This is a genomic window from Cellvibrio mixtus subsp. mixtus J3-8, assembly GCF_000766945.1.
Lineage (GTDB): Bacteria > Pseudomonadota > Gammaproteobacteria > Pseudomonadales > Cellvibrionaceae > Cellvibrio > Cellvibrio mixtus_A.
Map to the genome: position 1 here is coordinate 1 of NZ_ALBT01000083.1, position 25,657 is coordinate 25,657.

Consider the following 25,657-nt stretch of genomic DNA (forward strand, 5'->3'; position numbering starts at 1 on the left):
AAGGAGTCGAAGGGGCCGGGCAATTTTAAAAATTTATTTATGTATGCTCCGGGTGGAAAAAAGGAAGGTATACAAATAATTCCGGTCAGTGAGGTTGCGGCTAAAGATGAGTTCCTGAATATCAAGCGCGCCAGTCGCGATGATCAACTCGCAGGCCACCGTGTGCCACCACAATTGATGGGTATAGTTCCCGATAATACAGGAGGTTTTGGCGACGTAGAGAAGGCAGCCAATGTATTTGTGGCGAATGAATTAGAGCCGCTGCAAGCTCGGATGATGGAGCTCAACGAACGGGTAGGGGAGGAGGTAATTGCTTTTAATGATTACAGCTTGGCGAAATTAACCTCTACCTCCTTGTGAGGGCGCCTTAAAAATTAGTTATCGCTGTGCAAACATTTTAGCGGTTGTTTTTTAAATTCTTTATATAGCCACTGAAAATCTTGAAATAGGGTGGGGCGTTGAACTTGCGTTCTAAGATGCATGACAAATGGAGCGAACGCCTCCCAGTCTCTCACAACCGTCCCATATTGCATTCTTTTATATAGCTGTTTATCAAAAACCCCTTCTTTGATTCCATTTGCAATAAATTCATATGCATTAAGAACCTTTAAGAGAGCTTTTCTTTCTGGGGAGTCTTTCTTATCGTTTGCACTTAGTGAGGTAATTTGTTGCGAATGTAACAGCTCATTAATTGCTTCATTCGCCTCCTGCAATTGAGCATTCTGATTATGGTTTAAAACCATCTCTACAGTTGCTCGCTTTCGGTTGATTGCTTGATTTATGCCAATGGCAATAAACGCTGCAACTGCAGTGATGAGGAGTATTACAAGGTTAATAATTCCTATTACAACTTCCGGTTTAATTGAAGATTCTTCCATTTTTGTTTTATCTATCACTCCATCCATCTTTGTATAACATCATATGTGACTCCTATTTTCTATACCACATAAATTACTTTAGAGTCAACCTGACTCAAGGTAACTATAGAGTAGCGCTTTGCCGCATGTCAACTTGCTTAAGTACTTAAAGTATTTTGTAGCCAATCTTTGACGCCAACTTGTGGCAGAGGTTCCTAAGCTACTGCATTTACTCCCCCTTCAAATCTTTTGCGCGCAGTCAGGCCCCCGCCCCGCCTGCGCTCTTCACGTGCGGGTTTTTATTCACCACATTCATCTTGGTCAAAGCCGCGCCGTATTTGGGCTATGCGTGAGATTGCCGGCTGCAATAAATTATTCGAATTTATTCAAAATTCGCGAAAAGTTGCGTTAGGAACTGCGGAATAAATTAGAGGGTAGTGAAAGGGGTCGTTTTTAAAAATAAGGGGGGACAGGGAGTGCGCAGCCGTGGATCCGTGGAGAGGGGGCTTTTTTATGATTAACGTACTGATTTTATTGATATTTATGTCCACAAAAACATCCACAAAAAAGCGTGGATCCACGAAAAAATCCGTGGACTATTTTTTGATCAGCTAGAAAAACCGTGGATGTGCTACTTCTATCTTTTACCGGTCTTTTTATTTATTTTTCTTTTAATTCAATAAGATAGAGATAGATAAGGATGAGGTGATCAAAAAAGCATCCACGGAGAAAAACAAGAATTCGTGGAGAAATTGGGGGTATGTGTGGATGGTGAAATAAAGAAAATATATACAAATCAAAGGGTTAAAAAAATGATCCACGGATCCACGGTTTTTTGCGTGCATTCCCGCCCCCTGACAAGGCTAAAACAGGTGGGGAAGGGCTGTTATCATGTTTTTAAGGGTGGGAGATGTGTCTCTGAGTTCAAGTACTGGATTTGGACTTTGTAGGGCGAAAATCATGAATTGCCAGGCAAAGTTTGTGTGAGAAATAGGGCTCTCAAAAAAACGTAAAAAGGGTTGTTTGCTCCTCTGTTTGGTTTGCAGTACACGTAATCCGCTCACTTATTTTACGTTTTGTGTCCTAATGGCATTGATTTTATTGGGTATTTTTGTCCGGCCTCGGGCACCATCTCCAAATTTCAGGAAATCCCAGAACGTCTCCAAACCCGCATAAACACTGGGTTTTAAGGCGTTTTTTGTCTATATACGTCCACCGAAATCCTATTGAAGCTACAACCATCTGGGGGCACAATTGGGGGCATAAATTTGGAGGCGTAAATGGCAACCAATAAGCTCACTGAAGTCGCAATCAAGAAGGCTAAGCCAAAAGAGAAGCCATTCAAGCTTGCTGATGGCGGCGGTTTGTATTTAGAAGTCATGCCGAATGGCTCCAAATATTGGCGAATGAAATACCGTTTTGGTGGAAAAGAAAAACGTCTTGCCTTTGGTGTTTATCCATTAATTTCTCTTGCATCTGCACGCGAAAAAACTCGACTCGCAAAACTGGAATTAGTTGAAGGCAAGGATCCGGGCGAGATCAAAAGACAAGAAAAATTAAGCAAGCGAATTTCTGCATCGAACACTTTTTCAGCGATTGCTGCTGAGTACATTAAGAAGAAAGAAATTGAGGGCGCTGCTCCCGTAACCCTCGATAAGCTCAAGTGGATAGTTGATCAAAAGTTATCCCCTTTTATCGGCAACACCCCTGTTTCAGAAATCACTTCAGCAAAGTTGCTCGTACCATTACGGCAAATCGAAATTGACGGTTTGCACGAAACTGCTAACCGAGCCAAAAGGGTTGCCGGTCAGGTCATGCGCTATGCAGTCGGTTTGGGGTTGGCTAATAGAGACCCATCCCAAGATCTTAAAGATGTATTGGTCACCGCCAAGGCCAACCACAGGGCTGCCATTACCGACCCAAAAGAGCTGCGCAAGGTTCTCATCAGTATTGATAGCTACAGCGGTACGCCGGAAGTCAGGGCTGCTCTAAGGCTCACCCCAATACTATTTCAGCGCCCAGGTGAAATCCGACAAATGGAATGGGCTGAGATCAATTGGGAAAAGGAGTATTGGGAAATCCCGGCAGGCAAAATGAAAATGCGCTCTGCCCACATAGTGCCTCTTCCAAGGCAGGCCATAGAAATCTTGAGAGAGCTGGAGCCAATTACCGGGCGCAACCGCTACGTGATGCCCAGCGCCAGACGTGATGGTCGCCCCATGTCAGAAAATGGCGTCCGTACTGCCTTGAGGTCTTTGGGTTACTCAAACGACCAAGTTACACCTCACGGATTCAGGGCGACGGCCCGTACTATCCTTGATGAGATCTTGCACGTTCGTGTTGACTATATTGAACAGCAGCTTGCGCATGCTGTTAAGGATACAAATGGCCGGGCGTACAACCGGACTAGGCATCTTCCTGAACGGAAAGAGATGATGCAGGTGTGGGCGGATTATTTGGATGCCTTGCGCGTTGGCAAACACCGTCAGGAAAAGTAAAGGTGGCCAATTCATAAAGTATATAAACAGGTCATCTATCATTGAATAGGGATGTTGTTATCTGTTGCTGAGATATCGTGTAGTTGCCCCCTTTTAGAGTTCTTAAATGCTTGATTGATAATGTATTCAAGCATTTGATTTAGGTTGACGTTGTTAACTCTTGCCAAAGTTTCAAGCTGGGTCTTGGTCTCTGTACTTAGCACATAAGTACTTTGCTTTTTCTTCTTTTTGTGAAGGTTTGCTCGATATTTCTGTTGGGCCCATGCTTGTTTCAGTTTGCTTTGATGCTCGCGTAACTCGGCAGGATTACCGTCCCACATGTCAAAAATAGATAAAATATCCAGATACATTTCTTCTGTACTAGTGGGATTGTAATCTTTCCAGTTCACGTAATCCTTCATGCTCTCTCTAATATATGCCCATGCCCATTCAATTTGACTTTGATTTTTAATGTCCAACCAAGCAAGCTTTCTATCATTTTGTAATATTTGAGCCCATTCTGACTTGGCCTGGTTGATGAACATGCGCTTGTTTTCTAAGTTTACCGGCCACCAGTCTATGGCAAAGATAAAATTTTCATAAACTATCTCTGTACCGCCAGCTTTTATAGAAAGTCTACCAGCGCCTTTTGCTGCTTTTGCCCAGTAGTAGGCTATCCATTTTAAAAGTCGGGAATCATTTTTATTGATCCATGCAAGTTCACTCTCAAATAAAAGACGATCCCCACTTTGATGTTTCAATAACTCTATTTCTTTAAGATTTGAATCATTTGCAAGGGCGTAAACTTTTAGCTTTTTCTCTCTTAATGAAAAGCTATCCGTATCTAAGATTGACTCTGTTTCGCGCATATTCATATAAGCGGAGATCCAGTTGATCTCTCTTTTAGTCAATTTTTCGATAAGGTCATCTGTTTGCAGTGGCATAAATCACTCAGTAATATTTCAGATTAATTTAGTGCTTAATAAAGACTTAATTAAGCATAATTTACGTCTCATTTAAGTTATCAATTTAGACTAATTGTTGTATAAATAAAGGTATCTTGGCAGTTTTCATGCGTTCGCACTTAATCTGTCCTTCTAGGTTACTCAGAAAACTTGAGATTTTTGCTTTAACTTTCTATTGCGTAACGACTATCAAGAAACAAAAAATACTTCCTTCCCTTATCTCATGACTCAAATATTGGAGGCAGTCATGAGAATTATTCGTTTAAAAGAAGTGATAGATAGCACCGGTCTGGCCCGATCGACTGTTTATAAATATGTCGCTGAAGGTTCGTTTCCTAAGCCCGTGTCATTGGGGGATAGGTCGGTTGGCTGGGTGGAGAGTGAGGTGCACGAGTGGGTGCTAGCTCGTATAGAAGAACGAGATAGGGGTGAGGTTTTCTCGGGTAAGGTAATAGCCTAGCTAGAGGAGGGCGCGCCCCCTCCTTTTATGCTGCTTTTTAAATAATATGTAAATTTTTTGGAAATATAGCTCTTTCAGAATTGTGGGGCTTATGCTGCCTTAATGAGGGTTTTATAGGGGCTGGCTTAAATCATGGCTGTAGGGAATATTAGTATAGTTAATTAAGATTGGTTTCTTAATAGCTTTAATGTGTGCTGTCACTGCGTAACTTTTTATGTGTGCTCCAGAGGTTATGTAACAACTAACCTTTAGGAGTATCACATGAGTAAGCGAGTATCAGGTCAATATCACTTATCTCTGCATCAGCAGCCTACCTATAAAGGGCTTCCCATACTTAACTGTAAGGATGGCTTCGTAGAGGAATATCTGGAACGATTGCTATGCACAATCAATCGTAGCCTTCAGTGTCACTCGAAAGTATTTGCTGCAAGAGTCGATTTGCATTTTCCCCAATATCATTTCCCTGAGGGGCAGGAGATTTTTTCAAACGAATATCTGCACCTATTTATCAAGGCTTTAAGGCGTAAGCTCCAGCGCTACAAAACCGAAAAGCAGGGTGCGGGGCAGCGTGTGCATAGTCTGGGTTTTGAATATGTTTGGACTAGAGAATATGGCCCTTCTAGTGATAAGCCTCACTTCCATCTCCTCCTGCTATTCAGTGGTCATGCATTCAATTCGTTAGGTCATTTTTCTAATGCCCATGAAAGTCTGTATAACCGCATTGGTGAATCTTGGGGAGAGGCGTTGGGCGTTCATGTGGTTGAAGGAAACAAATTCACTCACTTTCCTGAAATTGGTCAATATTTGGTAGATTCTAGAAATGCAGACCAAATGGCTCAGGTGTTCTGCCGGGCTAGCTATCTCGCCAAGGTCGTCTCCAAAAATTTCCATGATGGATTTCATGTGTTTGGTGGTAGCCGAGAGTGATGTTTTTAGGTGACCATTGTTTGTCTAAGGTGGTTGCCTTGCTTCTTTAATGGGGGGGGGGTCGTAATCCCGCGAAATTTGATTTGGTTCTCAAAATTGCTAATATCGGATAAAACCACTATCTGTTTGCTTTTGGGATGGCAGGCGCCACTCGTTTGACTGGATAGAAGGGGTCGTATAGTTACTCAACATATCCAAACAAAGGGAACCGTAATGGTCGAGTCTGTTGCGAATAAGCTGGAAAAAAGCCGTCAGTCTTTGCTTGATCTGTCCACAAGAAATCGTCTTCTGAGTCTACCCAAGCGAGCTACCGGTAAGCTTCTGAACATCTACGATGAACTAACTTCCGAGGTCTACAAAAGGCTCGTTCTTGAGAGCAAAAGTATGACCTTCCTGCCAGGAAGGACAGTAGAGCAAGATCCTGACGAAGTCGCGCCTGATGACGAGAGTGGAGTTTCGCTTCCCCAGCCCGATGATGAGCTGGATGAAAATGGGATGGCCACTCGCCATAAGGATGCGAAGCTTCAAACCAAACTCGCATCCGATAAGTTGCAGCACCGTTTGCTTGAAATGTATTACGACGCCCGTACTTTTATTGAAGAGCAGGGCGTTAACATCCTCTACCTTGGTTTGGGCCAGCTTAAATGGTTTGACCGAAATGCCCCCGATAAAGAGCGTTCTGCTCCTCTGATTCTCTTACCAGTTGCATTGGAGCGTAAAAGCGCAGCAGAGCGTTTTCACCTTGTATGGTTGCAAGAAGATGCTTCGGAAAATTTATCGTTAGCGGCGAAACTAAAAGCCGATTTCGGTTTGATATTGCCGGAGTTCAAAGCCGGTGATGATTTCGATCCGGTTGCTTATATTGATGAAGTTTCGAAGTCTATCTCTTCGCAGGAGGGTTGGTCTGTTGAGCCCAATGCGATGGTGCTTGGCTTTTTCAGCTTTGCAAAATTCCTCATGTACCGGGATTTAGATCCGGAAACATGGCCCGCGAACAAACGTATCGATCAGCAACCACTCATCTTGGCTACCTTACAAAACGGCTTCCCGGCACGAGGTGAGATTTTTCCAGACAATACCCATGTCGATAAAATCGTACCCGTCTCTGAACAGCGCCATGTGGTTGATGCAGACAGTTCCCAATCTCTTGCTATCGAGGCTGTGCGTAAAGGTGAAAACTTGGTTATCCAGGGACCACCTGGTACAGGTAAATCCCAAACAATCACTAATGTCATTGCAGCAGCTGTCGCTGATGGTAAAAAAGTCCTTTTCGTATCTGAAAAAATGGCTGCTTTAGAAGTGGTGTATCGCCGACTAAATGCCATAGGTTTAGGCCCTGCCTGTATTGAGTTACACAGTAATAGAACGAATAAACGCAGGGTTCTTGACGAGCTAAAAGCGGCACGTGATTTAGGACGTCCAAAGATAGAGCGGCGGGACGAATTGGTTCAGGAGTTGAGCAAAACCCGTGATGAGTTGAATCGTCATGTGGCGGTTATGCATGCGCGGGTAAAGCCTACCGGGATAACGCCCTTTAATGTGGTTGGGCATCTTGTTCGATTACAGAATATTCGTTTATCCGGGTTGCCTACCTTGTTGGAAAAACCTGAGGCTTGGACTTACGAAGATTTTCGCGCTCGCAAAACACTTCTATCGGATTATCAACAAAAAGCAGAAAAAGTTGGCGCTGCTGCAAGTCACCCATGGCGAGGTTGTGGTCACCTAGCGTTGCTGAAATTGGATGCTGATAATCTTCAGGAAAAAATCCCCAACGTTCAAATCCTTTCAGAAGATCTTTTAAGCATCACCCAGGGATTAGCGAATGCGTTAGGTTTTGCATCGCCGAGTACACTGACTGAAATAGCTGAGCAGATTCGTCTGAGCAAGTTAATTGGGGCGGCTCCTACTCTTGATCGCGCTGCTGTTGCAAATGCGATTTGGAGTAACGGCATAAAAGAACTGGCTTCGTTGGTAGAGCTTGGCGTCAAATTCCAAAGCAGTTACACAAAACTACAACAGTCCTTTGTTGAATCGGCTTGGAAAGAAGAGCTCGATCCCTGTCGTAGACAAATTGCCGCTAACGGTGACTCCTTGTTCCGTTTTTTAATGGGCGATTATAGGAAAGCATTGGCGACAATAAAGTCACATTGCAAAGCAGAATTTCCAAAATCAAAACAGGAACGGCTGGCATTAGTTGATGAATTAATTGAGTCGCAACAGTTGCGTAAATCCATTGCGGACAAAGATTCTATTGGGCGAGCAGCCTTCGGAACGCTCTGGGGCGGCGAAAAAAGTGATTGGGGTAAGTTGGGTGAAGTTCTTCACTGGATGAAGGGGCAGGATGGCAATGGGCTGTCTGAAACATTTCGTTCGATGTATTCAGCGTTGCCGGAACCAACAAAATGCACACAACAAGGTGTCTTGGCAGAAAAGCAATCACAACTATTTCAACAAGCACTCACTTCATTAATTACCGCTTATAAACTCGATCTAAAAGAAGCATTTGGTGTTGATAGTGAAAATGCAATCAATCTCTCTGAGCTGAATGCCCGTTTAGCATCCTGGAAGGCAGAGCCAGAGCGCTTGTTTGATTGGATGCAATATCAATATATCAGGAAAGAGGCAAGGGAGCGCGGCTTGGGCGAACTGATCAATCAGTTAGAAAAAGGCGTAATACCACTTGAGCAAATTATTTTGTATTTCGAGCGTGCTTACTACGAGCGTTTACTGAAAGGTTTAAGCAACAGCTTGCCTGAATTGGCAACTTTTGATGGCGACCAACATACCAATAAGGTGGAACGTTTCCGCACACTTGATAAGCAGCGTATAGAGTTGGCTAGAGCAGAAGCTGCGTTAAAGCATTTTGATCAAATTCCCCGAACCGTCGGTGGTATTGGCCCGATGGGCACGTTGAATGCTGAGATTGCTCGTAAACGCGGACATATGCCACTCAGAAAACTTTTCAAACTAACCGGCGAAGCAATTCAAGCAATTAAACCAGTTTTTATGATGAGTCCTCTTTCTGTTGCACAATTTTTAGAACCAGGGTCAGTTGAATTTGACATCTTGGTTATCGATGAGGCCAGTCAAATTGAACCAGTCGACGCACTAGGCGCAGTTGCCAGATGCAAGCAACTGGTTGTGGTTGGTGATGATCGCCAATTACCGCCAACCCGCTTTTTCTCCCGCATGACGACCGAATCAGAAACCTCTGACGATGACGACGAGTCCTTCGTTGCTGGTGCAAGCGATGTTGAAAGTATCCTGAGTCTTTGCATGGCTCGCGGCATGCCACAAATGATGTTGCGTTGGCACTATCGTAGTCGCCATCAATCGTTGATTGCAGTCTCTAATCAGCAATTCTATAAAAATGAATTGTTTATCGTTCCAAGCCCATTTACTGCTGCCTCAGGAGCGGGGTTAAGGTTTAACTATGTTCCCAATGGTGTATTTGATAGTGGTGGGACGCGAGTAAACCGCGAAGAGGCAAAAGTTATTGCTGCGAAAATTATTGAGCATGCCAAAAATAATCCCCACCAAAGCTTGGGGGTCGCTGCATTTTCCCTTCAGCAAAAAATAGCAATTCAAGATGAACTTGAACTGCTGCGCCGCAAACATTTGGACGTTGAACCTTATTTTAATAATCATCCGAATGAGCCCTTCTTTATAAAAAATCTTGAAAATGTTCAGGGGGACGAGCGTGATGTAATTTTCATTTCTGTTGCCTACGCAAGAAACTCGTCCGGTTATTTGCCGATGAAATTTGGCCCCGTCAGTATGGACGGTGGAGAGCGAAGACTTAACGTACTTATTTCTCGTGCAAAACTGCGCTGCGAAGTGTTTTCTTCAATTAAGGCGGAAGATATCGACCTTGATCGTGGTAAAGGGAAGGGTGTTGCTGCGCTCAAGGTTTTCTTGAGTTACGCGGAGACCGGCAGGTTATCAATCGCAAGTCGTGAAAGTAGGGAGATGGAGTCTCCGTTTGAAGAAGAGGTTAAAGCTGCCTTGGAGGCGAAAGGCCTAACCATCCATCCTCAAATCGGAATTGCAGGATTCTTTATTGATCTAGCTATCTTGGATCAAGAGAAAACAGGCCGTTACTTACTGGGTATTGAATGCGATGGTACGAGTTACCATTCATCACGTTCAGCTCGTGATAGGGATCGCTTGCGTCAGGCCGTGTTGGAAGATCATGGGTGGATATTGCATCGAGTCTGGAGCACCGATTGGTTTAGACAACCTGAAAGAGAAGTAAACAAAATTCTCAGTGCGTTGGATGCGGCTAAAGCAGAGCTAACTGCTCGGCAAGAAAGGGATATACAAAAAGAGGCGGGTAGAGTACAGGTAAATATTGTTGATCGAGATGACCATTCTGTTATCGAGTTAACTACATTAAAGAACGAAGCAAATAAATATCAGGAAGCAAATTTTGATGTTCCCAAGCATGTAGAGCTTCATGAAGTCCCGGTAACTCGCCTCGCTCAAATTATTCATCAAGTTGTAGAAATTGAAGGGCCTATCCATAACGATGAAGTTATTACTCGTATTAGAACTTTATGGGGGCTTCAGCGTGCGGGCAATCGAATTCGTGATGTGTTGGAAGAAGCCAAAAAAATCGCCTTAGCTGGAGGAGGTGTATCTGCGGATGGAGACTTTTTGGATATTTCTAACCGGCCTATACGGGTTCGTGACCGTTCTGATGTGTTATCAGTAAACCTCCGTAAACCGGAGTTCTTACCACATCAAGAGATTCATGAGGCGATCAATAAAGTCTTGCTTGATAACCTGGGTGGCAAGAGGGATGAAATTCCATCTGAGGTTGCAAAAAGGCTAGGTTTTAATGTGGTTAGCTCTCAGCTAAGAGATCTAATCTCAAGCGGACTGGATGTTTTACATCACAGAGGAAAGGTTGAATTATCAGAAGGAATTTTTCGTTGGAGCAACACTAATATTTAGTTCTTCGTAAGTGAATTTTAATCAACTATTCCATGTTTCTGAAAGAAGGAAAACTCAAAAGCTTTTCTAATTTTTTGCTTCAAACAACAATTGATGCTTGTAAGATCAGTCAGCTCGTTATCTGAGAGAGAAATATGAGTCAAAATACAGTACATAATCCAGATCGTTATATGGCGGACTTGAGGCAAATACTGTCACAAGGGAAAAAGCGTATTGGTATATTATTGGGTGCAGGGGCGCCTGTATCTTTAAGAGTCGATGGCGAAGGAAAGTTAAGTGATACAGGCAGCTCAATTATCCCTGATGTTGCTGGGCTTACGAAATATGTGTTCGAAAATATTCTTGATGAAGATAGAAAAATTGTCGATCTTTTGCTGCCTGAGTTGGATCCCAATCCTAATATTGAAACAATACTGACCCGAATTCGCAGGCTTTCCCAAGCTATTGGAACTATTAAGATTCATGGGTTGGATGGCTCAGGCTATGAGGCTCTTGCAGAAAGAATATGTGAGAAAATCGGAGAGCGAGTGGCGCCATCATTACCGCAAGAAGTAAATCCGTACACTGAATTAGTTTCATGGGTCAGCGGCATTACCAGAGATCATCCCGTAGAGATTTTTTCTCCTAACTATGACTTACTTCTTGAAGAAGCTTTTGAGCGAGCGCATCTACCTTATTTTGATGGGTTTTCTGGGGCCCATAAACCATTTTTTGATCCAACGAGTGTTGCAACTGATCGACTTCCTTCTCGTTGGTCCCGTTTATGGAAGATCCACGGTTCACTTGGATGGGATATTTCTGGTGGGACAGTTATTAGAACGGGAAGCCGAAGTGCGACAAAATTAATATATCCAGATCACCTAAAATACGATCAAATATCGCGCCAGCCATTTTCATCTTTATTTGAAAGATTGAAATCCTTTCTTACCACTCCAGATAGCCTTTTAATTTGCACGGGGTTTTCATTTTTTGATTCTCACATTGCTGCTGTTCTAGATGAAGCATTAGAAGCGAATAAGCACACTGCGGTTCTTGCTTTTCAATATAAAAATTTATCCGATGAAATGTATGCTGTTGGTTTAGCATTAAAGCGGCCAAATATGAGTGTTTATGCACGAGACGGTGCTGTAATCTTTGGTGTGAAAGGCAATTGGGTTCCAGGGCAATCGCCTAGTAATGAGTGGCTTAACATTCGGCGCACCTTTTGGGGAGGAACTGGAGAAAACACATCAAATCAATTTCTTCTTGGCGATTTTTCTAAATTAGCTAGATTTTTTGCTCTTTCGCAATCATCTGAATTTATTTTTCAAAAGAATGCTGATGATGCTATCACGGAAGGAGAAGACTCTCCTTCTTCAGTTGATGAGGAAGATAGTATGAGTGCAGGAGAGAATAATGACTCTAAGTCGTGATCCAACATATATGGGTTCAGTTGAGTCTGTTTCCGGTTCCTCCGTTAGTGTACATCTGGCTAAATCAATTGCATCGGGATTATCAATTATCGAGGGTAGAACTTATCGAATTGGCCAGGTGGGGAGCTTTGTACGTATACCTCAAGGGTATCAAGACTTGTTTGGTGTCGTATCAGAGGTGGGAGCAAAAGCAATGCCTTCCAATTTGGATTCGGCTGCTGGTGAGACTGGTAGATGGATGCAGGTCCAATTAATTGGGGAGTCTGTTGGTAGCGTATTTGAGCGAGGTATAAGTCAATATCCAAATATTGGAGACAGTGTGCACATAACTACGGAATCAAATTTGGCTCGTATTTATGGGGCGAGTAAGTTTGGCCAAATTGTTATCGGCACTCTCTCCAGTGCAGAAAGTATTCCTGCTAAGGTATCGTTGAATGAGTTAGTGACTAGGCATTCTGCAGTTTTGGGGTCAACTGGGTCTGGTAAGTCCACCACTACGGCAAGCTTGCTACGCTCTATATGTGGGAATTCTGAATACCCGAGTGCTCGAATTTTGATGCTTGATGTTCATGGCGAATATGCAGAGGCTCTTTCTGATGTTGCAACAATTTTTTCAGTTGATCCAAGGCCTGGAGAAAAGGAGCTTTTTATCCCGTATTGGGCTCTAAGTAGTAATGAATTGCTTGATTTTTTAACTGGCGGTGTTAAGGACGCAAAAGAAACTGCATTTACGGACAAAATTTTTAGCCTAAAAATGCAATCTCATAATCATGCAAATTTTGCTGGTGTTGAATCAAACTCAATTACGGTTGATACGCCTATACCTTTTAGTTTGAAAAAATTATGGTATGAGTTAATTGATTTTGAAATTACAACTTTTGAAGGTCAGCACAGAGATCAGCCTACCAAACAAGATGATGGAGATATCGATGCACTTATTGCGCCGAAATATAAGCCCCATGGGATGGGTAGCACCCCACCGTTCATTAATACTCAAGCATTAGGAATCAGAAGACAATTAAATTTTCTTAGATCCAGACTTTTAGATCGCCGCTATAATTTTTTACTTCATCCTGGTCCTTGGGAACCGGATATAAATGGAGTTCCACAATGCGATTTAGATTTTTTGCTTTCTGAATGGTTGGGTAATGAAAAACCAATTACTATCCTGGACTTATCAGGGGTTCCAAGTATTGTTTTGGAATTGTTAGTTGGCTCTATTTTGAAAATAGTTTATGAAGCTTTATTTTGGAGTAGAGAAAAATCCGAGGGTGGAATAAATAGACCTTTGTTGGTGGTGATGGAGGAGGCCCATCGCTATCTATCAAAAGGGAAGAACAATCTGGCATCTGAAATAGTTCAGAAAATTGCGAAAGAAGGTCGCAAGTATGGTGTTGGTGCCATGGTAATTAGTCAAAGGCCATCTGAGGTTGATGAAACTATTTTATCTCAGTGCGGGACATTTTTTGCGCTGCGTCTTTCGAATCCAGATGACCGGGGGCGAGTACAAGGTGCGTTACCTGATGGGTTGATAACTCTATTAGATGTATTGCCAGTACTTCGAACTGGGGAAGCTATCGTAATGGGCGAAGCTGCTAAATTGCCAATGCGTTGTAGAATAACTCTGCCAGAAGAAGAATATCGACCTAAAAGCAGTGATCCTAAAGTTGCAGTTCAATGGGCATATGTCAAAAAACTCGAAGGCTACGACCGCGTTGTGGCATCTTGGAGAGCACAAAAACCGCGCGCTGTTGTTAAAGTACTAGATATAACTAGAAGCTTAATTCCCACTGAAGAAAAATAAATTAGGAGTATGCAATGGATAGAAATTACGTTTCGTCAACGAATATAGCTTCGATTGGCTACGATGAGGGTACTGATACTTTAGAGGTGGAGTTTTTAAATGGTAGTGTTTATCAGTATTACAATATATCCAAGGAAATGTATGATCAGTTAATGCAGGCAGGATCTAAAGGACAATTTTTCAATGCTTATATTAAGAATGCATATCCATACTCTAGGGTATGATCGCTTAATTAAAGTTAGTTATGTTTTACTTTTTAAAATTTTATGAACCAGATCGGTGAGGTCATGATATGGTTTTTGTGAAAAAAGTTGCGAAGGAAAAATAGTTATGCACGAAATAATCTGCCCTCATTGCAAAAAAGCATTCAAAATTGACGAAGCTGGGTATGCTGATATTCTAAAGCAAGTTCGGGATAACGATTTCGAGCAGCAGTTGCATGAACGGCTTGAATTGGCAGAGCAAGATAAGCGAAATGCTGTTGAATTGGCTACAACCAAGATCACTAGTGAGTTAGGAAAAGTCGCCTTTGCTAAGGATTCTGAAATCAAGGAGTTGAAAGCTAAGCTTGAAGCTGGTGAAGTCAAGCAGAAGCTTGCTGTAAATGAAGCGTTAGGTGTTTTGGAAAAAGAGCGTGATGTACTGGCGAATGAGCTCAAACAAGCAAAACATGATAAACAGACTGACTTACAGCTTGCCGAAGCGAAGCTTGTGCATGAGCTTCAGAAAGCTACCGCAGTTAAAGATGGCGAAATTCAGGCGCTGAAAGCCCAACTCGATTCCATTCAGATCTCTCAAAGGCTTGCTATTACTACTGCGGTTAATACAGTTGAAAAAGAACGTGACCAACTGAAGAGTGACCTTGAGCGAGCAAGACTTGAGAAACAGCTTGCTGAAAGCTCACTCAAAGACAAGTATGAAACGCAAATCAAAGATCGCGATGATACGATTGAACGCTTACGCGACATGAAGGCTCGCCTGTCAACCAAGATGGTTGGTGAAACACTTGAGCAGCATTGTGAGATTGAATTTAATCGAATCCGGGCAACAGCTTTTCCAAAAGCATATTTCGAGAAAGATAACGACGCTCGAAGCGGTAGCAAGGGAGATTACATTTTTCGAGATTCGGACGACGCTAACACTGAAATAGTGTCGATAATGTTTGAAATGAAAAACGAAAATGACCAAACCGCTACCAAGAAAAAGAACGAAGACTTCCTAAAAGAGCTAGATAAAGATAGAAGTGAAAAAAATTGCGAATATGCAGTGCTTGTTTCACTTTTAGAGCCCGATAGTGAGCTTTACAACTCTGGGATTGTCGATGTCTCTCATCGCTTTCCGAAAATGTATATTGTCCGTCCCCAATTCTTCATCCCAATAATTACTTTACTTAGAAACGCTGCCCAGAATTCACTAAAGTTCAAAACAGAACTAGCACTCGTTAAGGCCCAGAATATCGATATTACTAACTTTGAGAGTGAGCTCGATGAATTTAAGACAGGCTTTGCTAGAAATTATGAGTTGGCCTCCAAGAAATTTAAAACTGCAATAGATGAAATTGATAAAACTATTGATCACCTTCAAAAAACTAAAGAAGCTCTTCTTGGTTCTGAAAATAATCTTCGTCTTGCCAACAATAAAGCGGATGATTTGACGGTTAAGAAACTAACCAAAAATAACCCAACGATGGCTGCAAAGTTTGCTGAATTAAAGAGTAGTGAATCACCTAGTTAAAATTGAATTTTTATCAAAAGCCAGTAATTGGCGAAAATCTATATCAAGGCCAGATGACATCTTGTTTTTTCAGTTTTAGGGTTATCAATAAAGTTAAATTATTCAGAGTTGCAGATGAATAGCGCCAAATTAGGTTGGGGGCTTCATGCCTCTGGACGAATGCGTCATATTGAAATGGCTGAGCGAGGAAAGAAATGCGACTGTGTGTGCCCGGATTGCGGATCACCTCTTATTGCAAAAAAAGGCGATCAAGTGGTATGGCATTTTGCTCATGCCGTACCTATTGAGTGTAACGGCGAGAGTGCATTGCATCGGGCAGCGAAGCAAGTCATTGAGGATGCTGCAACTAATCATTTTTCAATATTGCTACCAGAAATTTCCGGCACGGTGTCCCAGCAGGATATAAGAAGACGTCATTTTGAGGGGGTGTGGAGTGTCCCATCTCGCCTTGCTGAAATAAGTGCGGCCAGTCAGGAAGTCAGAATCAGGTCTGATCTAATAGCGGATGTCTTAGCAATATGTGATCAACAGGAAGTTGCCATTGAAATATGTGTTACTAACAGAAAGACTGAAGTTGAACAGCAAAAATACGAAGCAGCAGATGTATCTTGTATTGAAATTATGCTTTTCGATATGAAGTGGAATGCTTCGGTTGAACTGATTGAGGAAGCGGTTCTAAGAAGCGCGTCTAGATGCTGGATTCATTGTGTACATGCCCGATATCGGATAGATGCAGCTAGGGTAGATCTTAATCAAAAAATTCAAGATCAGATTAGAGATGAGGCTGCTACCTTCGATGGATTCTGTTCGCTTATTATGGATTCAGAGATTAAACAGCTGAATCTGCTTAATTGGCCAATCCTCAAAGCAAAATTTTCTCAAACTAGTGATTCTAGTATTACAACAGTTGAGGTGAGCGAGACACCGAAAATTACCAAATTTTTAGATGTTTGTTCCAGATTTAACGGAATTATTGAGTCAACGGGAATTGTGAATAATAAAATACCTGTTGGTGTTTATTTTATTCTTGATGGTATTGATATATCTACCATTTCCATTGGTAGCCCCTCCCTGATTATCTCCGTAGATATCAATGAGTTTGAATCTGTGAGCCTTGAGAAATGTGGGCTTACTTGGGTTGGAATTGACCGTTGGATCGATAAGTTAAATGCTAAGGCTGTGGAAAAATATCAAAAACGAGAGAATCAGCGACTGGAGTCTGAAAAAAGAATAGATAGTTTTGCTGAATATTTTATTGGCTTAAATAACTTAGAAAAACTTGCATTTATTGCTAATAAGCTGAACATCTCACCGCCTTCTTATATCGGTCCTGTTGTTTTTCATTGGAATACAACTTGGTCTATATGGAAGGGACTGGTTTGGTACTACTATGTATTTAAAAAGAAAGAAGAAGTTGTTTATTTATCCTCAATAGCTGAATGTAAATGGTTATCTCGTCTTTTGAGTTGGTCTGATACAAGTGAATCTATTAACAAACGTCAAAAGGACCTGTGGTTTTGGTTTAAAGATCTTGAGTCAATAGGATTGGTGGGGCACGAAGGGGCTCAATTCTTTAATGTTTCTAAGATGCTTCCCAAAAAATTTGTTCCATGGGAAAAAATTAAAGTTAAATGAGATTAGAAGTTAGATTACATTTTTCTTGGATATTTGGTGTTTAATTTTTTAGTTTTCATCTGAATACTTTTTATTTTGCGTGGTTTGTAATAAATGGCAGTGATGTACCCAGATTTTGGCCCTAAGGAAAATGATAGCTCGATAGCAGAGCCACTTGTTTATAATTTACTTAAAAGTGGGCTGGATGATAATTTTCATGTTATCCACAGTCTTCCATGGCTGTCCTCAATTGTGGACAAGTTTAGAGAGGGCAGTAAAAGTCCCATTGGGGAAATTGATTTTTTGATTTTTCATGAGTTTTATGGTGTTTTGGCGATAGAGGTCAAGGGCGGGGCAATTCAGCACAATTCCAGTGGATTTTATTATAGTCAGGGCACGCAGGCATCAAATCCACAGGGACAGCTGAGGCGGGGTGTGTTTGCTCTTCAAAATTGGTTTAAGAATAAAGGGCGGCAACTGTTCATAGGTCACTGCTTTTGCTTTCCACAATCTCAAGTATCTTTGAATGACCTCCCACCTGAGGCGGTAGATTGGTCATGTGATCCTCCTTTGAATTTAGTGATAGATATTGACGATATTCCCAATATCGAAAAGCGCATCACTGAAATTATGGACTACTTTCGTAAGCAGCGATTATTTGAAGCATTTAAAAGTAATGAGTTGTTGCAGCTTGTATCCTTAATTGTTCCCGAAAAAGACTACAGTCCATGTTGGTATTCCAGAATTGAAAATGACAATAGGGTATGGCTTAGTTTAACTCCTGAGCAGACAGAATGTGTTGCTCTTGCGACAAAAAAGACAAAGTTCCTGGTAAGTGGTTGGCCTGGATCAGGTAAAACAATTGTCGCAATACAAACGGCTCGTAATTTATCTGATAACAATCAGCGTGTATTGTTCTTAACTGTTAATAAGCTTATAGCTGATAAAATCGAAGAAGAATTAACGGACTTTGCCAATACTAGTGTTTTTACCTTTCATGGTTTATGTCGTCAATCCGCTGAATTTTGTGGTTTGGCAGTTGAGGGTAATGATTGGTTGAATGATGGTGCTTATAAAGCGCTTGAACAATCGAAAGAGTTTCATTTTTTTGATCAATATGATGCTCTGATTGTTGATGAGGGGCAGGCAATTAGAGAAATCGGTTGGCAGACACTATTTTCTGCGTTCGAACATAAGAAGATTGTTGTTATGTATGATGTTGCTCAGGCATTCCCTTATGAGCAGCCGTCTACAGGAGAACAATTGGAAGCGTTTATCGGCGCAAAACCTTATTTATTAACACAAAGCTTAAGAATTCCAAAAGCAATTTGTAATCGTTTAAAACTGTTTGTTATGCCCGAGTATTCGGTGACAAATCCTCGGTATGAGGAGCTGGATGCATTAGCCGAAATAGCTGCTCACAGTCAGGAGACCAGTTTATCTCAGGTGATACAGAAGCTTAGAGCAGAGAATATTCCTTTCGAATGGATTACCGTGCTCAAACCTTCATCGAAAAGTGTTTCTGTAGAATTGGTCCCTCAAGGAATTAGGGTTGAAACAATTGGGCGTTATCGAGGAATGGAATCGCCAATAATTATAATTTTTGCTCATGCAGATATGTCGGACACAGAGTTTTTTTGTGCATATTCTAGAGCGACTAGCCGTTGTATAGTGATTTTAGATGCTTTTGATGTTAGCGAGGAACGGTATTCGAGTTTAGGAAAGGCGTTATATCTTGAGAAAAAAGATGATGTTGATACTGAGTTGAAGAAATCATTTGTTTCAACCGCCATTCATAATAGTTCTTTGTTATTTGAGCCGGTCATTGGTGGCAGTGTTGCTATTAATTGGTGTGGTTATTGGAATGGTTATTCATTGTGTCCTCAAATACCTGAGTCCTTTAGATTATTAGTTGTTGAACACTTTACTCAAGTTGAGTCGCCCCTGATTTATACCTGGAGAAATAAAGATCGACAATATTGCAGGTTAATTCCTGAGCATTCCATAGGTTTTACTTCTTCTGTTTCATTACGGTTTTGTCAGATTTGTGGTGCACTAACACCGCATGTAACAGATATTATTGATATTCAGCGTGCCCTAATTGATAAGGAGGTTTCAACAGGTGGCATTGGCAATGAGAGGAGAATATGCGTACCTTGTAGAACTAGTTTTAATTCAAGAGATGAGCGTTTTGAAGGTCATTATGAATATATCAATGATATTCTTGAAAATCCAAATGATCATCCTGATGAGGTAAGGAAGAGCATAGATCCATATCTTTTTGCTATTGGTGTAATGAAAAGACATAAATTTAAGCATGATGAAAAATTGCTTATTGATTTAATTGATTCACATGCAGGAATTGGTAAGGTTGCAATGGTGTTGGCAATTTTTGTTTTACATAAAGATTATGTTAGGCGAAGGATTTTTGAATTTAAAATATCAGAAGTGGCCAAGGCGTGCCATAATTTTAATGATGGCTTGAAAGAATTTTCATTTCCCCAGTGGCAAGGATTTGTAAATGCCGCGTGCGCTAACCTTGAAAAGCTCAAGGTTATTGAGACCGTTAGTAAAGGGCAGAGGAAAATTAATGAGGAAATATTTGGAACGATAATTGGTTGATGATTTTTACATAAAAACTCATAGTGATAAGAAGACAAGTCAGTTTTGTAGTGTAGTGACTTGTCTTCTTTCAAGTTGAAGTGTCAGATTTTGTCGAGACTAGTGCAACTAATAAAAAATAAATTATTTATGTTCATATTCCGTTTTTGATATCAGATTGCCATTTTCATATTCTTCTTCCCACTGAACATAGCCATCTTTTAAAAGCCCAATAGAGAAAGTTCCTGCATTGAGAAGCTGAATTTCAGTGGAGGCGGCTTGATACTCATCGTACGACGCATTTTGCTTTAGTCCGAAGTGTTTGCGTGTTCCGTGCAATTTTCCATCTTTATAGTTTTCCTCCCATTCACTCCATGTACTAAACCCAGACTGTTTTCCATCTTCCCAGTCAAGATGGGTTAGTAATTTTTCTCCACTTGCATCCCATATTTTTTCTTCACCTTCCTTTCTGTTTTCTGACCAATGAGTGATTTGTATTAGTTTTCCTGTTTTGTAGTTATATCGTTCATCTGAACCATCACGTTTCCCTTCTTTCCATGAAGTTTTTGAAACTAAATTTCCGCTTTCTTCATCCCATACCTGCTCCACGCCATTTTTAAGATTATTTTTATATTCTAATTTAGTTGTCGTAAATCCATTTTTTGTTTTGCACTCAAAATTCCCATCTAGTTGACCCTCCTTCATTTCGACAGAGCAACTAGTGGAAAAAGCTCCTAGGTTGCGGTAGTTCGTTACGGTACCGGTAAACGGTTCATTGTCATTAATTTTGTAATGCAGTCCTTGAATGAGCTTTAGCTGTCTTGCATCAATTGTTTGATTGCAGCCGGTAACGATTAGAGTCACAAAGAAGGTGCAAATTAGCGCTGTATATTTATTGAGCATTTTCTTTTTTCCTGTGTTGAAAAGAGGGGTATTTCATTTACGCTGAAAACTAAGGATTCCTTAGTACAATTTGAAGTATAACCTAAGAATATCTTAGCCTCACGTATAGGAGGCTAAGATGCTGATATTCTCCAAAAGGTTAAAGGCAGCAAGGCAAGAAGCTGCTCTATCTCAAGAGCGGTTAGGAATTTTGGCCGGTATTGATGAAATGTCTGCAAGTGCCAGGATGAATCAATATGAGAAAGGTAAGCATGAACCTGATTTTTCAATGGTAGAACGATTAGCAAAGGTATTAAATGTGCCTGAAGCGTACTTTTACGCAAAGGATGACGATATTGCTTCGATAGCTGTGCAAATACACAGAATAAATAAAGATAAAAAGGCACAAGTTTTAATGAGGCTAAAAGAATGTTTATTGGAGTTATAAAATGCTTAAATTAGGCCTCTTTCAGCAAAACTCACTATATCAATCCCTCCCACCACCAAATGATCCAACACCCTGACATCAATAGTATCGAGAGCCTGGATTACACGAGTGGTAATACGTTTGTCAGCTTCGCTTGGCATTGCGGTTCCGCTGGGGTGATTGTGGGCCAAAATCACGGATGCTGAGTTGTTGTCGAGCACGGCTTTTACGATCTCTCGCGGATAGATTGCGGCACCGTCAATCGTCCCCTGAAATAAGGTTTCATAACCAAGAACACCATTTTGATTATCTAGGAAAATAACAATAAAAAGCTCCCGATGTTCTTTGGCGAGAATAATTTGCAGAAATTCTCTCGTGGCATCTGGTGAGGTTAAATAATTACTGCGGGTAAATCGTTTCGTTACAATTTTTTCTGCCCAATAAAGGACATCTTCCTCCGAAATATTTTCAGGAAGTTTTTCTGTCTCTGTATTCTCCGTGGAATTTAGATACAAATCGTTACTCATTTTTCATAACTCCTAAAAGCATAAAGCCCCGGAGCTTTTTAGGCTCCGGGGCTTTATGCTGTGGTGGAAATGTAAATTAGTTACTGAAGGTGTAATGGCAGGTATTGCATACGTATTCGCTAATGACCTTTTCATCGATCATCTTGCCAACGGCATGACCCGCCTCGCAGCCACTAATAGAACCGCAGATTAGTCCGGCTATTGCGCCAGTAAACATGCCAACAGGGCCGAATATCGTTCCGATTCGATAACCGTAAATAGCTCCGCCGATAGTGCCTATAGACGCACCAGTTCTTTGGGCTATTTGCGAGCCGGATACATTTGGAGAATTGCATTTGGGGCAAAAGATACTCATAACTCACCTCGATTAAACAATGGCACCGCTTCAAGGGCGGCTCATTGAGATGATGTAGGTTTGAGTTTTTTTAGATTGGTGCGGGTGGAAGAGGGTGGTGAAAGTATTTCGATGTTGCAATGAATTAACAGTAGCTCTCCTATAGTGAGGTTCTACTGAAGCTAATTCCTTGTGATGCTTCCTTTTGCCATGCCATATCGCGTTTATCGTACCGGGTGGTCGTGCTGACATCGCTGTGTCCCGCGAGTTGCCGAACCGTGTTTAAGTCCACTCCTTTTTCAAGCAGCTGAGTAATGAACGTTCTGCGCAAATCGTGCGGTGTAAATTTCTCGACACCAGATAATGCTTGCAATGAGGTGAGCATGTAATCCAAGCCACTTGGCGACAATCTATTGTCAATTACTTTTCCACTTTTGATAATCTTGCAAAACAGTGCACTGCTACTGCTATGGCGATATTGTTTCCATTCTTTTAAGGCTGCTATTACTTCGGCTGCTAAAAATATTTGACGATGCTTTCTGCCTTTGCCCTCCATCACCGTCAAAACACCATTCTTAATATCAATGTCACCAACATCAAGCGAACAGATTTCCGAACAGCGCAAACCAGCCCCGATGCCTACCAATAAAATCGCACGGTCGCGCGATCTTGCAGTAGGGCAGGTGATTTTGTTGCAGCCTTCGAGCAGTTTTGTGATTTCTGTGTTTGATAAGCGCCTGCCGGTCCTTGTTGCATTGCCTTTTAATGTTTTAACTGAATTGATTCGCAATAGGGTATCTGCATTGATTTGCCCCAGATTGAAAGCTGTTTTGGCAACACCTTTTAATCCCGCTAAAGTAAGGTTGATACTGCTAACTGCGTATCCTGCCTCCGTAAATATTGAGCGAATCAGTTGCACTTTTTCAAAGGTCAGTGTGCTCCAGTCAAAACGTTCGATAGGTTTTTCATGGCCCAGGATAGATGCACATTGTTGTAGTAACGTCTTCATCGATTTTCGTCCTGTGGGAGCCAGGCTATCCAAATAAATTGAATAAGCTGATTTTATTTCTGTTTTAAATTTTGATGTTGAAAGTTTGGTTTTAACTGCGTGGTTAGCCATAAGGCCTCCTGTTTAAACAGTAATAGAAGTCCTGCGATCAATGGATTTGATCAGGGATAGTTGATGTGTGAAAAGGGTTAGAACGAAGGGGGAGAGTACTAGCGGTTTAATGCACATTAAACCGAGTAAAAAGATTAGGGAAATCAATAATTAAATTAATCTGAGGAGCGGTTCCTTTCGTATCTCCAGCCGCTGTTCAGGCCTTTTTTGTTGAGTTAATGCTTGTGTATTGCCTCTAATGGCAATTTGGACGATTTTTTTAAAGGTTTTCTCTCGGTGTGACTGAAACTATCTTTCTTGTTCAGAGGAATGATGTGTATCTGATTATTTTTGGAGTAGTGAAATAATTAAGTGATTTGGGATAGAATGATATCCAAAATTTTCTCAATGGAGCTGAAAATGGCGAAGGTATTTTTTTCGTACTCGCATGAGGACGAATCCTATCGTGATCGATTGGAGAAGCACTTGTCACCTCTGCGTCATGAGGGGTTGATCGAATCCTGGCATGATAGAAGGATTTTAGCAGGCACTGATTTGAATAACGAAATCGATAGGAATATCAATTCGGCTGACATTATTCTTTTATTAGTTAGTGCCAGTTTCTTAGGTTCTCATTATTGCTATTCTATAGAAATGAAGCGGGCAATGGAGCGGCATCATGCCAAGGAGGCTAGGGTAATACCTGTTATTGTGCATGCTTGTGATTGGACAAACACGCCAATTGGTAGGTTATTAGCTGCTCCTAAAGATGGTAAGCCCATTGCTTCTTGGGCGATCATGGATGAGGCTTATCTGGATGTTGTTCTGCAAATTCGTGCAGTGATAAAAGATTTACACCAAAATCAAGTTCCAATATCCCAATCTCAGGGTGAATCTATCTCTACCACTCAAAAATCAATTGTTGAGCCCCCCTTTCGTTCCAGCAATCTTAGGCTTAGAAAGACATTTTCAGATTACGACCGCGACCAGTTTTACCAGGAATCGTTTCAATTTATTGCAAAGTATTTCGAGGCATCTTTAGCTGAGTTGAAAAATAGAAACCCCGGAATAGATACGCAATTTCGTCAGATTGATGCAAACACTTTCACTGCAACGATTTATGTGAGTGGAACTCGAAGTAATGAGTGTGCCATTAATCTGGGGGCAGGAACGATAACTGGTAAAGGAATTTCTTACTCATCTGATGTGTCTGTGCGCGGAATGAACAGCTACAATGAAATGCTCTATGTGGAGGCAGATGATCAGTCCATGTATTTGAAATTAACAGGAATGTGGAATTTTAAAAATCCGGAAGCGAAATTGTCTCAAGAGGGGGCAGCAGATGCATTCTGGGATATATTAATAAAACCGTTACAACAGTAAAAATATCCAGTGATCATGAGTATTTAAGGACACGAGGTTAACAATAAAATGCTTAAAACGGAAATTGCATCTATTGCTGAATATTTGGAGTGGACACAGAAAATTCAGCAAGAAACGGCTCAGGAAAATTCCATTGTTTTTTATCGGGGTCATGCTGACATTTCTTACCAATTAGTTCCAAGCGTTTACCGTGAAAACAGCGCGGGTGAAAGTTATCGTGCTGTAGAGCATCATTTGTATCAGGAAATGTTGCGACAAGATCCCATGGCATTTATTAATGATCATACCGTGTTTGATAGACTGGTTCGCATGCAGCATCATGGATTGCCTACAAGATTGCTTGATGTTACTGCGAACCCTCTTGTTGCTCTGTATTTTGCATGTGAGGATGTTTCATCAGATGATGGTCAAGTGATTGCTTTTTCTAGGGGTTTGTCTTTAGTTGACTACTCTTCGTCTGTTCCAGAGCATGCATTTGTCGGTTTGGAAGTCCGTTCTAATTTAGATCTGCTGGGTGTGCAAATAGCCGAAAACCTTGTTGGTTTTTTTAAGAGGTATCAAGGTGTTAATAGTCGATACGCTAAATTTGATCAGGCTTTTCAAGCTGCATTATTGGCTTATATAACAGCATTGGAAAAAATAAATTCAAATATGGACATTTTGGGGGTTGCTGCTTTATTGGCAGATATTGACTCTTCCGTTGATTATTTTTCGCAGCAATGGAATGATCTTTTTGGCGCTGATGTTGAGACAGCAAACTTAAATGATAAGCCGGAGATATTAAGGGCAAATATATTTTTGATGAGTTTCTCTAAAGAGTATTTAGATTTCTCAGCAAAGACCATTAAAACCATTTGCGGGCAGTTAAAGATAGGGCAGAGCGACGAACGTTTGTTGCATAGATTTATACAACAATTTACTTTCTATTATTTTGTTAATCCGCCAATTAATAATGAGCGCATTCGGCGTCAGAGAGGCGCTTTCCTTATTTGCTCTCCTGCTAAAACCATTCATTGGACGATTCAAAATGTGCAACAATCTATCGTTGTCACCATAAAAGCTAGCGCAAAAAGTAGTTTATTAAAAGATTTGGCTCACTTGGGTATGACTCGTAGTTATTTGTTTCCTGAACTACACGAATTAGCAAAGGAATTGAAAGGAAAGTTTTCACCATTTACAGTCAAGTAGAAGCCTATTA

18 protein-coding genes and 1 pseudogene are annotated in these 25,657 nt (G+C 41.2%); 14 read left to right on the forward strand and 5 right to left on the reverse strand.

Annotated elements, in window-relative coordinates; genetic code table 11:
• Window positions 1-360: pseudogene (locus tag A596_RS04590) on the forward strand (phage portal protein); the annotation flags it as partial.
• A 14-nt stretch (window positions 361-374) separates the two neighbouring features.
• On the opposite strand, the gene A596_RS21885 reads toward A596_RS04590, so the two are convergent.
• Complete coding sequence (locus A596_RS21885) at window positions 375-896, reverse strand: DUF4760 domain-containing protein (protein ID WP_160280073.1); 522 nt, start codon at window positions 894-896, stop codon at window positions 375-377.
• A 1,241-nt stretch (window positions 897-2,137) separates the two neighbouring features.
• Between A596_RS21885 and A596_RS04600 the strand changes: the two genes are divergently transcribed.
• Window positions 2,138-3,355, forward strand: coding sequence for a tyrosine-type recombinase/integrase (locus A596_RS04600; RefSeq protein WP_039912977.1), 1,218 nt, complete (start codon window positions 2,138-2,140; stop codon window positions 3,353-3,355).
• Between the two features lie 38 nt (window positions 3,356-3,393).
• On the opposite strand, the gene A596_RS04605 is transcribed toward A596_RS04600, so the two are convergent.
• A complete protein-coding gene (locus A596_RS04605) occupies window positions 3,394-4,278 on the reverse strand; it encodes a hypothetical protein (RefSeq protein WP_039912978.1) in 885 nt (294 codons plus the stop codon).
• 268 nt (window positions 4,279-4,546) lie between these two features.
• Here A596_RS04605 and A596_RS04610 point away from each other — a divergent pair, with 268 nt between their 5' ends.
• The 9 genes from A596_RS04610 (at window position 4,547) to A596_RS04650 (ending at window position 19,828) form a co-directional block, all read left to right on the forward strand.
• A complete protein-coding gene (locus A596_RS04610) occupies window positions 4,547-4,759 on the forward strand; it encodes a helix-turn-helix transcriptional regulator (RefSeq protein ID WP_039912979.1) in 213 nt (70 codons plus the stop codon).
• Between the two features lie 261 nt (window positions 4,760-5,020).
• A complete protein-coding gene (locus A596_RS04615; RefSeq protein ID WP_039912980.1) occupies window positions 5,021-5,686 on the forward strand; it encodes an inovirus Gp2 family protein in 666 nt (221 codons plus the stop codon).
• A 213-nt stretch (window positions 5,687-5,899) separates the two neighbouring features.
• Window positions 5,900-10,642, forward strand: coding sequence for a DUF3320 domain-containing protein (locus A596_RS04620; protein ID WP_039912981.1), 4,743 nt, complete (start codon window positions 5,900-5,902; stop codon window positions 10,640-10,642).
• 134 nt (window positions 10,643-10,776) lie between these two features.
• Window positions 10,777-12,054, forward strand: a complete 1,278-nt coding sequence (locus A596_RS04625) for an SIR2 family protein (RefSeq protein ID WP_152600098.1) — start codon at window positions 10,777-10,779, stop codon at window positions 12,052-12,054.
• Window positions 12,038-13,858 (forward strand): ATP-binding protein, encoded by a 1,821-nt coding sequence (locus tag A596_RS04630; RefSeq protein ID WP_039912983.1) that lies wholly within the window; start codon window positions 12,038-12,040, stop codon window positions 13,856-13,858. Before A596_RS04625 ends, A596_RS04630 begins: the two co-directional genes overlap by 17 nt.
• A gap of 14 nt (window positions 13,859-13,872) precedes the next feature.
• Window positions 13,873-14,082, forward strand: a complete 210-nt coding sequence (locus tag A596_RS04635) for a KTSC domain-containing protein (protein WP_039912985.1) — start codon at window positions 13,873-13,875, stop codon at window positions 14,080-14,082.
• Window positions 14,083-14,188: 106 nt separating this feature from the next.
• The gene (locus A596_RS04640; RefSeq protein WP_039912987.1) at window positions 14,189-15,592 is read left to right on the forward strand and encodes a DUF2130 domain-containing protein; all 1,404 of its coding nucleotides are present in this window, start codon (window positions 14,189-14,191) and stop codon (window positions 15,590-15,592) included.
• Window positions 15,593-15,706: 114 nt separating this feature from the next.
• Window positions 15,707-17,227 (forward strand): competence protein CoiA family protein, encoded by a 1,521-nt coding sequence (locus tag A596_RS04645; RefSeq protein ID WP_039912988.1) that lies wholly within the window; start codon window positions 15,707-15,709, stop codon window positions 17,225-17,227.
• A 93-nt stretch (window positions 17,228-17,320) separates the two neighbouring features.
• Window positions 17,321-19,828 carry a nuclease-related domain-containing DEAD/DEAH box helicase gene (locus A596_RS04650; protein ID WP_039912989.1) on the forward strand — a complete coding sequence of 836 codons (2,508 nt, stop codon included), beginning with the start codon at window positions 17,321-17,323 and terminating at the stop codon, window positions 19,826-19,828.
• A gap of 123 nt (window positions 19,829-19,951) precedes the next feature.
• On the opposite strand, the gene A596_RS04655 is transcribed toward A596_RS04650, so the two are convergent.
• A complete protein-coding gene (locus A596_RS04655) occupies window positions 19,952-20,710 on the reverse strand; it encodes a toxin-antitoxin system YwqK family antitoxin (RefSeq protein ID WP_039912990.1) in 759 nt (252 codons plus the stop codon).
• 118 nt (window positions 20,711-20,828) lie between these two features.
• Here A596_RS04655 and A596_RS04660 point away from each other — a divergent pair, with 118 nt between their 5' ends.
• On the forward strand, window positions 20,829-21,137 hold the full coding sequence (locus A596_RS04660) for a helix-turn-helix domain-containing protein (protein ID WP_039912991.1): 309 nt from the start codon (window positions 20,829-20,831) through the stop codon (window positions 21,135-21,137).
• A gap of 5 nt (window positions 21,138-21,142) precedes the next feature.
• On the opposite strand, the gene radC is transcribed toward A596_RS04660, so the two are convergent.
• Together radC and A596_RS04670 are read right to left on the reverse strand one after the other, a co-directional pair.
• Window positions 21,143-21,643, reverse strand: a complete 501-nt coding sequence (gene radC, locus A596_RS04665) for a RadC family protein (protein WP_039912992.1) — start codon at window positions 21,641-21,643, stop codon at window positions 21,143-21,145.
• Between the two features lie 494 nt (window positions 21,644-22,137).
• The gene (locus A596_RS04670) at window positions 22,138-23,097 is read right to left on the reverse strand and encodes a tyrosine-type recombinase/integrase (RefSeq protein ID WP_052417236.1); all 960 of its coding nucleotides are present in this window, start codon (window positions 23,095-23,097) and stop codon (window positions 22,138-22,140) included.
• Window positions 23,098-23,496: 399 nt separating this feature from the next.
• Here A596_RS04670 and A596_RS04675 point away from each other — a divergent pair, with 399 nt between their 5' ends.
• A complete protein-coding gene (locus A596_RS04675; protein ID WP_039912993.1) occupies window positions 23,497-24,459 on the forward strand; it encodes a toll/interleukin-1 receptor domain-containing protein in 963 nt (320 codons plus the stop codon).
• A gap of 48 nt (window positions 24,460-24,507) precedes the next feature.
• Window positions 24,508-25,647 carry an FRG domain-containing protein gene (locus A596_RS21890; protein WP_052417237.1) on the forward strand — a complete coding sequence of 380 codons (1,140 nt, stop codon included), beginning with the start codon at window positions 24,508-24,510 and terminating at the stop codon, window positions 25,645-25,647.
• The last annotated feature ends 10 nt before the right edge of the window (window positions 25,648-25,657 follow it).

What these genes read in the sequence shown, in the direction of transcription:
- A596_RS04600 (WP_039912977.1), top strand. Translation starts at nt 2,138, where the DNA reads ATGGCAACCAATAAGCTCACTGAAGTCGCAATCAAGAAGGCTAAGCCA.
- A596_RS04605 (WP_039912978.1), bottom strand. Translation starts at nt 4,278, where the DNA reads ATGCCACTGCAAACAGATGACCTTATCGAAAAATTGACTAAAAGAGAG.
- A596_RS04610 (WP_039912979.1), top strand. Translation starts at nt 4,547, where the DNA reads ATGAGAATTATTCGTTTAAAAGAAGTGATAGATAGCACCGGTCTGGCC.
- A596_RS04615 (WP_039912980.1), top strand. Translation starts at nt 5,021, where the DNA reads ATGAGTAAGCGAGTATCAGGTCAATATCACTTATCTCTGCATCAGCAG.
- A596_RS04620 (WP_039912981.1), top strand. Translation starts at nt 5,900, where the DNA reads ATGGTCGAGTCTGTTGCGAATAAGCTGGAAAAAAGCCGTCAGTCTTTG.
- A596_RS04625 (WP_152600098.1), top strand. Translation starts at nt 10,777, where the DNA reads ATGAGTCAAAATACAGTACATAATCCAGATCGTTATATGGCGGACTTG.
- A596_RS04630 (WP_039912983.1), top strand. Translation starts at nt 12,038, where the DNA reads ATGACTCTAAGTCGTGATCCAACATATATGGGTTCAGTTGAGTCTGTT.
- A596_RS04635 (WP_039912985.1), top strand. Translation starts at nt 13,873, where the DNA reads ATGGATAGAAATTACGTTTCGTCAACGAATATAGCTTCGATTGGCTAC.
- A596_RS04640 (WP_039912987.1), top strand. Translation starts at nt 14,189, where the DNA reads ATGCACGAAATAATCTGCCCTCATTGCAAAAAAGCATTCAAAATTGAC.
- A596_RS04645 (WP_039912988.1), top strand. Translation starts at nt 15,707, where the DNA reads ATGAATAGCGCCAAATTAGGTTGGGGGCTTCATGCCTCTGGACGAATG.
- A596_RS04650 (WP_039912989.1), top strand. Translation starts at nt 17,321, where the DNA reads ATGGCAGTGATGTACCCAGATTTTGGCCCTAAGGAAAATGATAGCTCG.
- A596_RS04655 (WP_039912990.1), bottom strand. Translation starts at nt 20,710, where the DNA reads ATGCTCAATAAATATACAGCGCTAATTTGCACCTTCTTTGTGACTCTA.
- A596_RS04660 (WP_039912991.1), top strand. Translation starts at nt 20,829, where the DNA reads ATGCTGATATTCTCCAAAAGGTTAAAGGCAGCAAGGCAAGAAGCTGCT.
- radC (WP_039912992.1), bottom strand. Translation starts at nt 21,643, where the DNA reads ATGAGTAACGATTTGTATCTAAATTCCACGGAGAATACAGAGACAGAA.
- A596_RS04670 (WP_052417236.1), bottom strand. Translation starts at nt 23,097, where the DNA reads ATGGCTAACCACGCAGTTAAAACCAAACTTTCAACATCAAAATTTAAA.
- A596_RS04675 (WP_039912993.1), top strand. Translation starts at nt 23,497, where the DNA reads ATGGCGAAGGTATTTTTTTCGTACTCGCATGAGGACGAATCCTATCGT.
- A596_RS21890 (WP_052417237.1), top strand. Translation starts at nt 24,508, where the DNA reads ATGCTTAAAACGGAAATTGCATCTATTGCTGAATATTTGGAGTGGACA.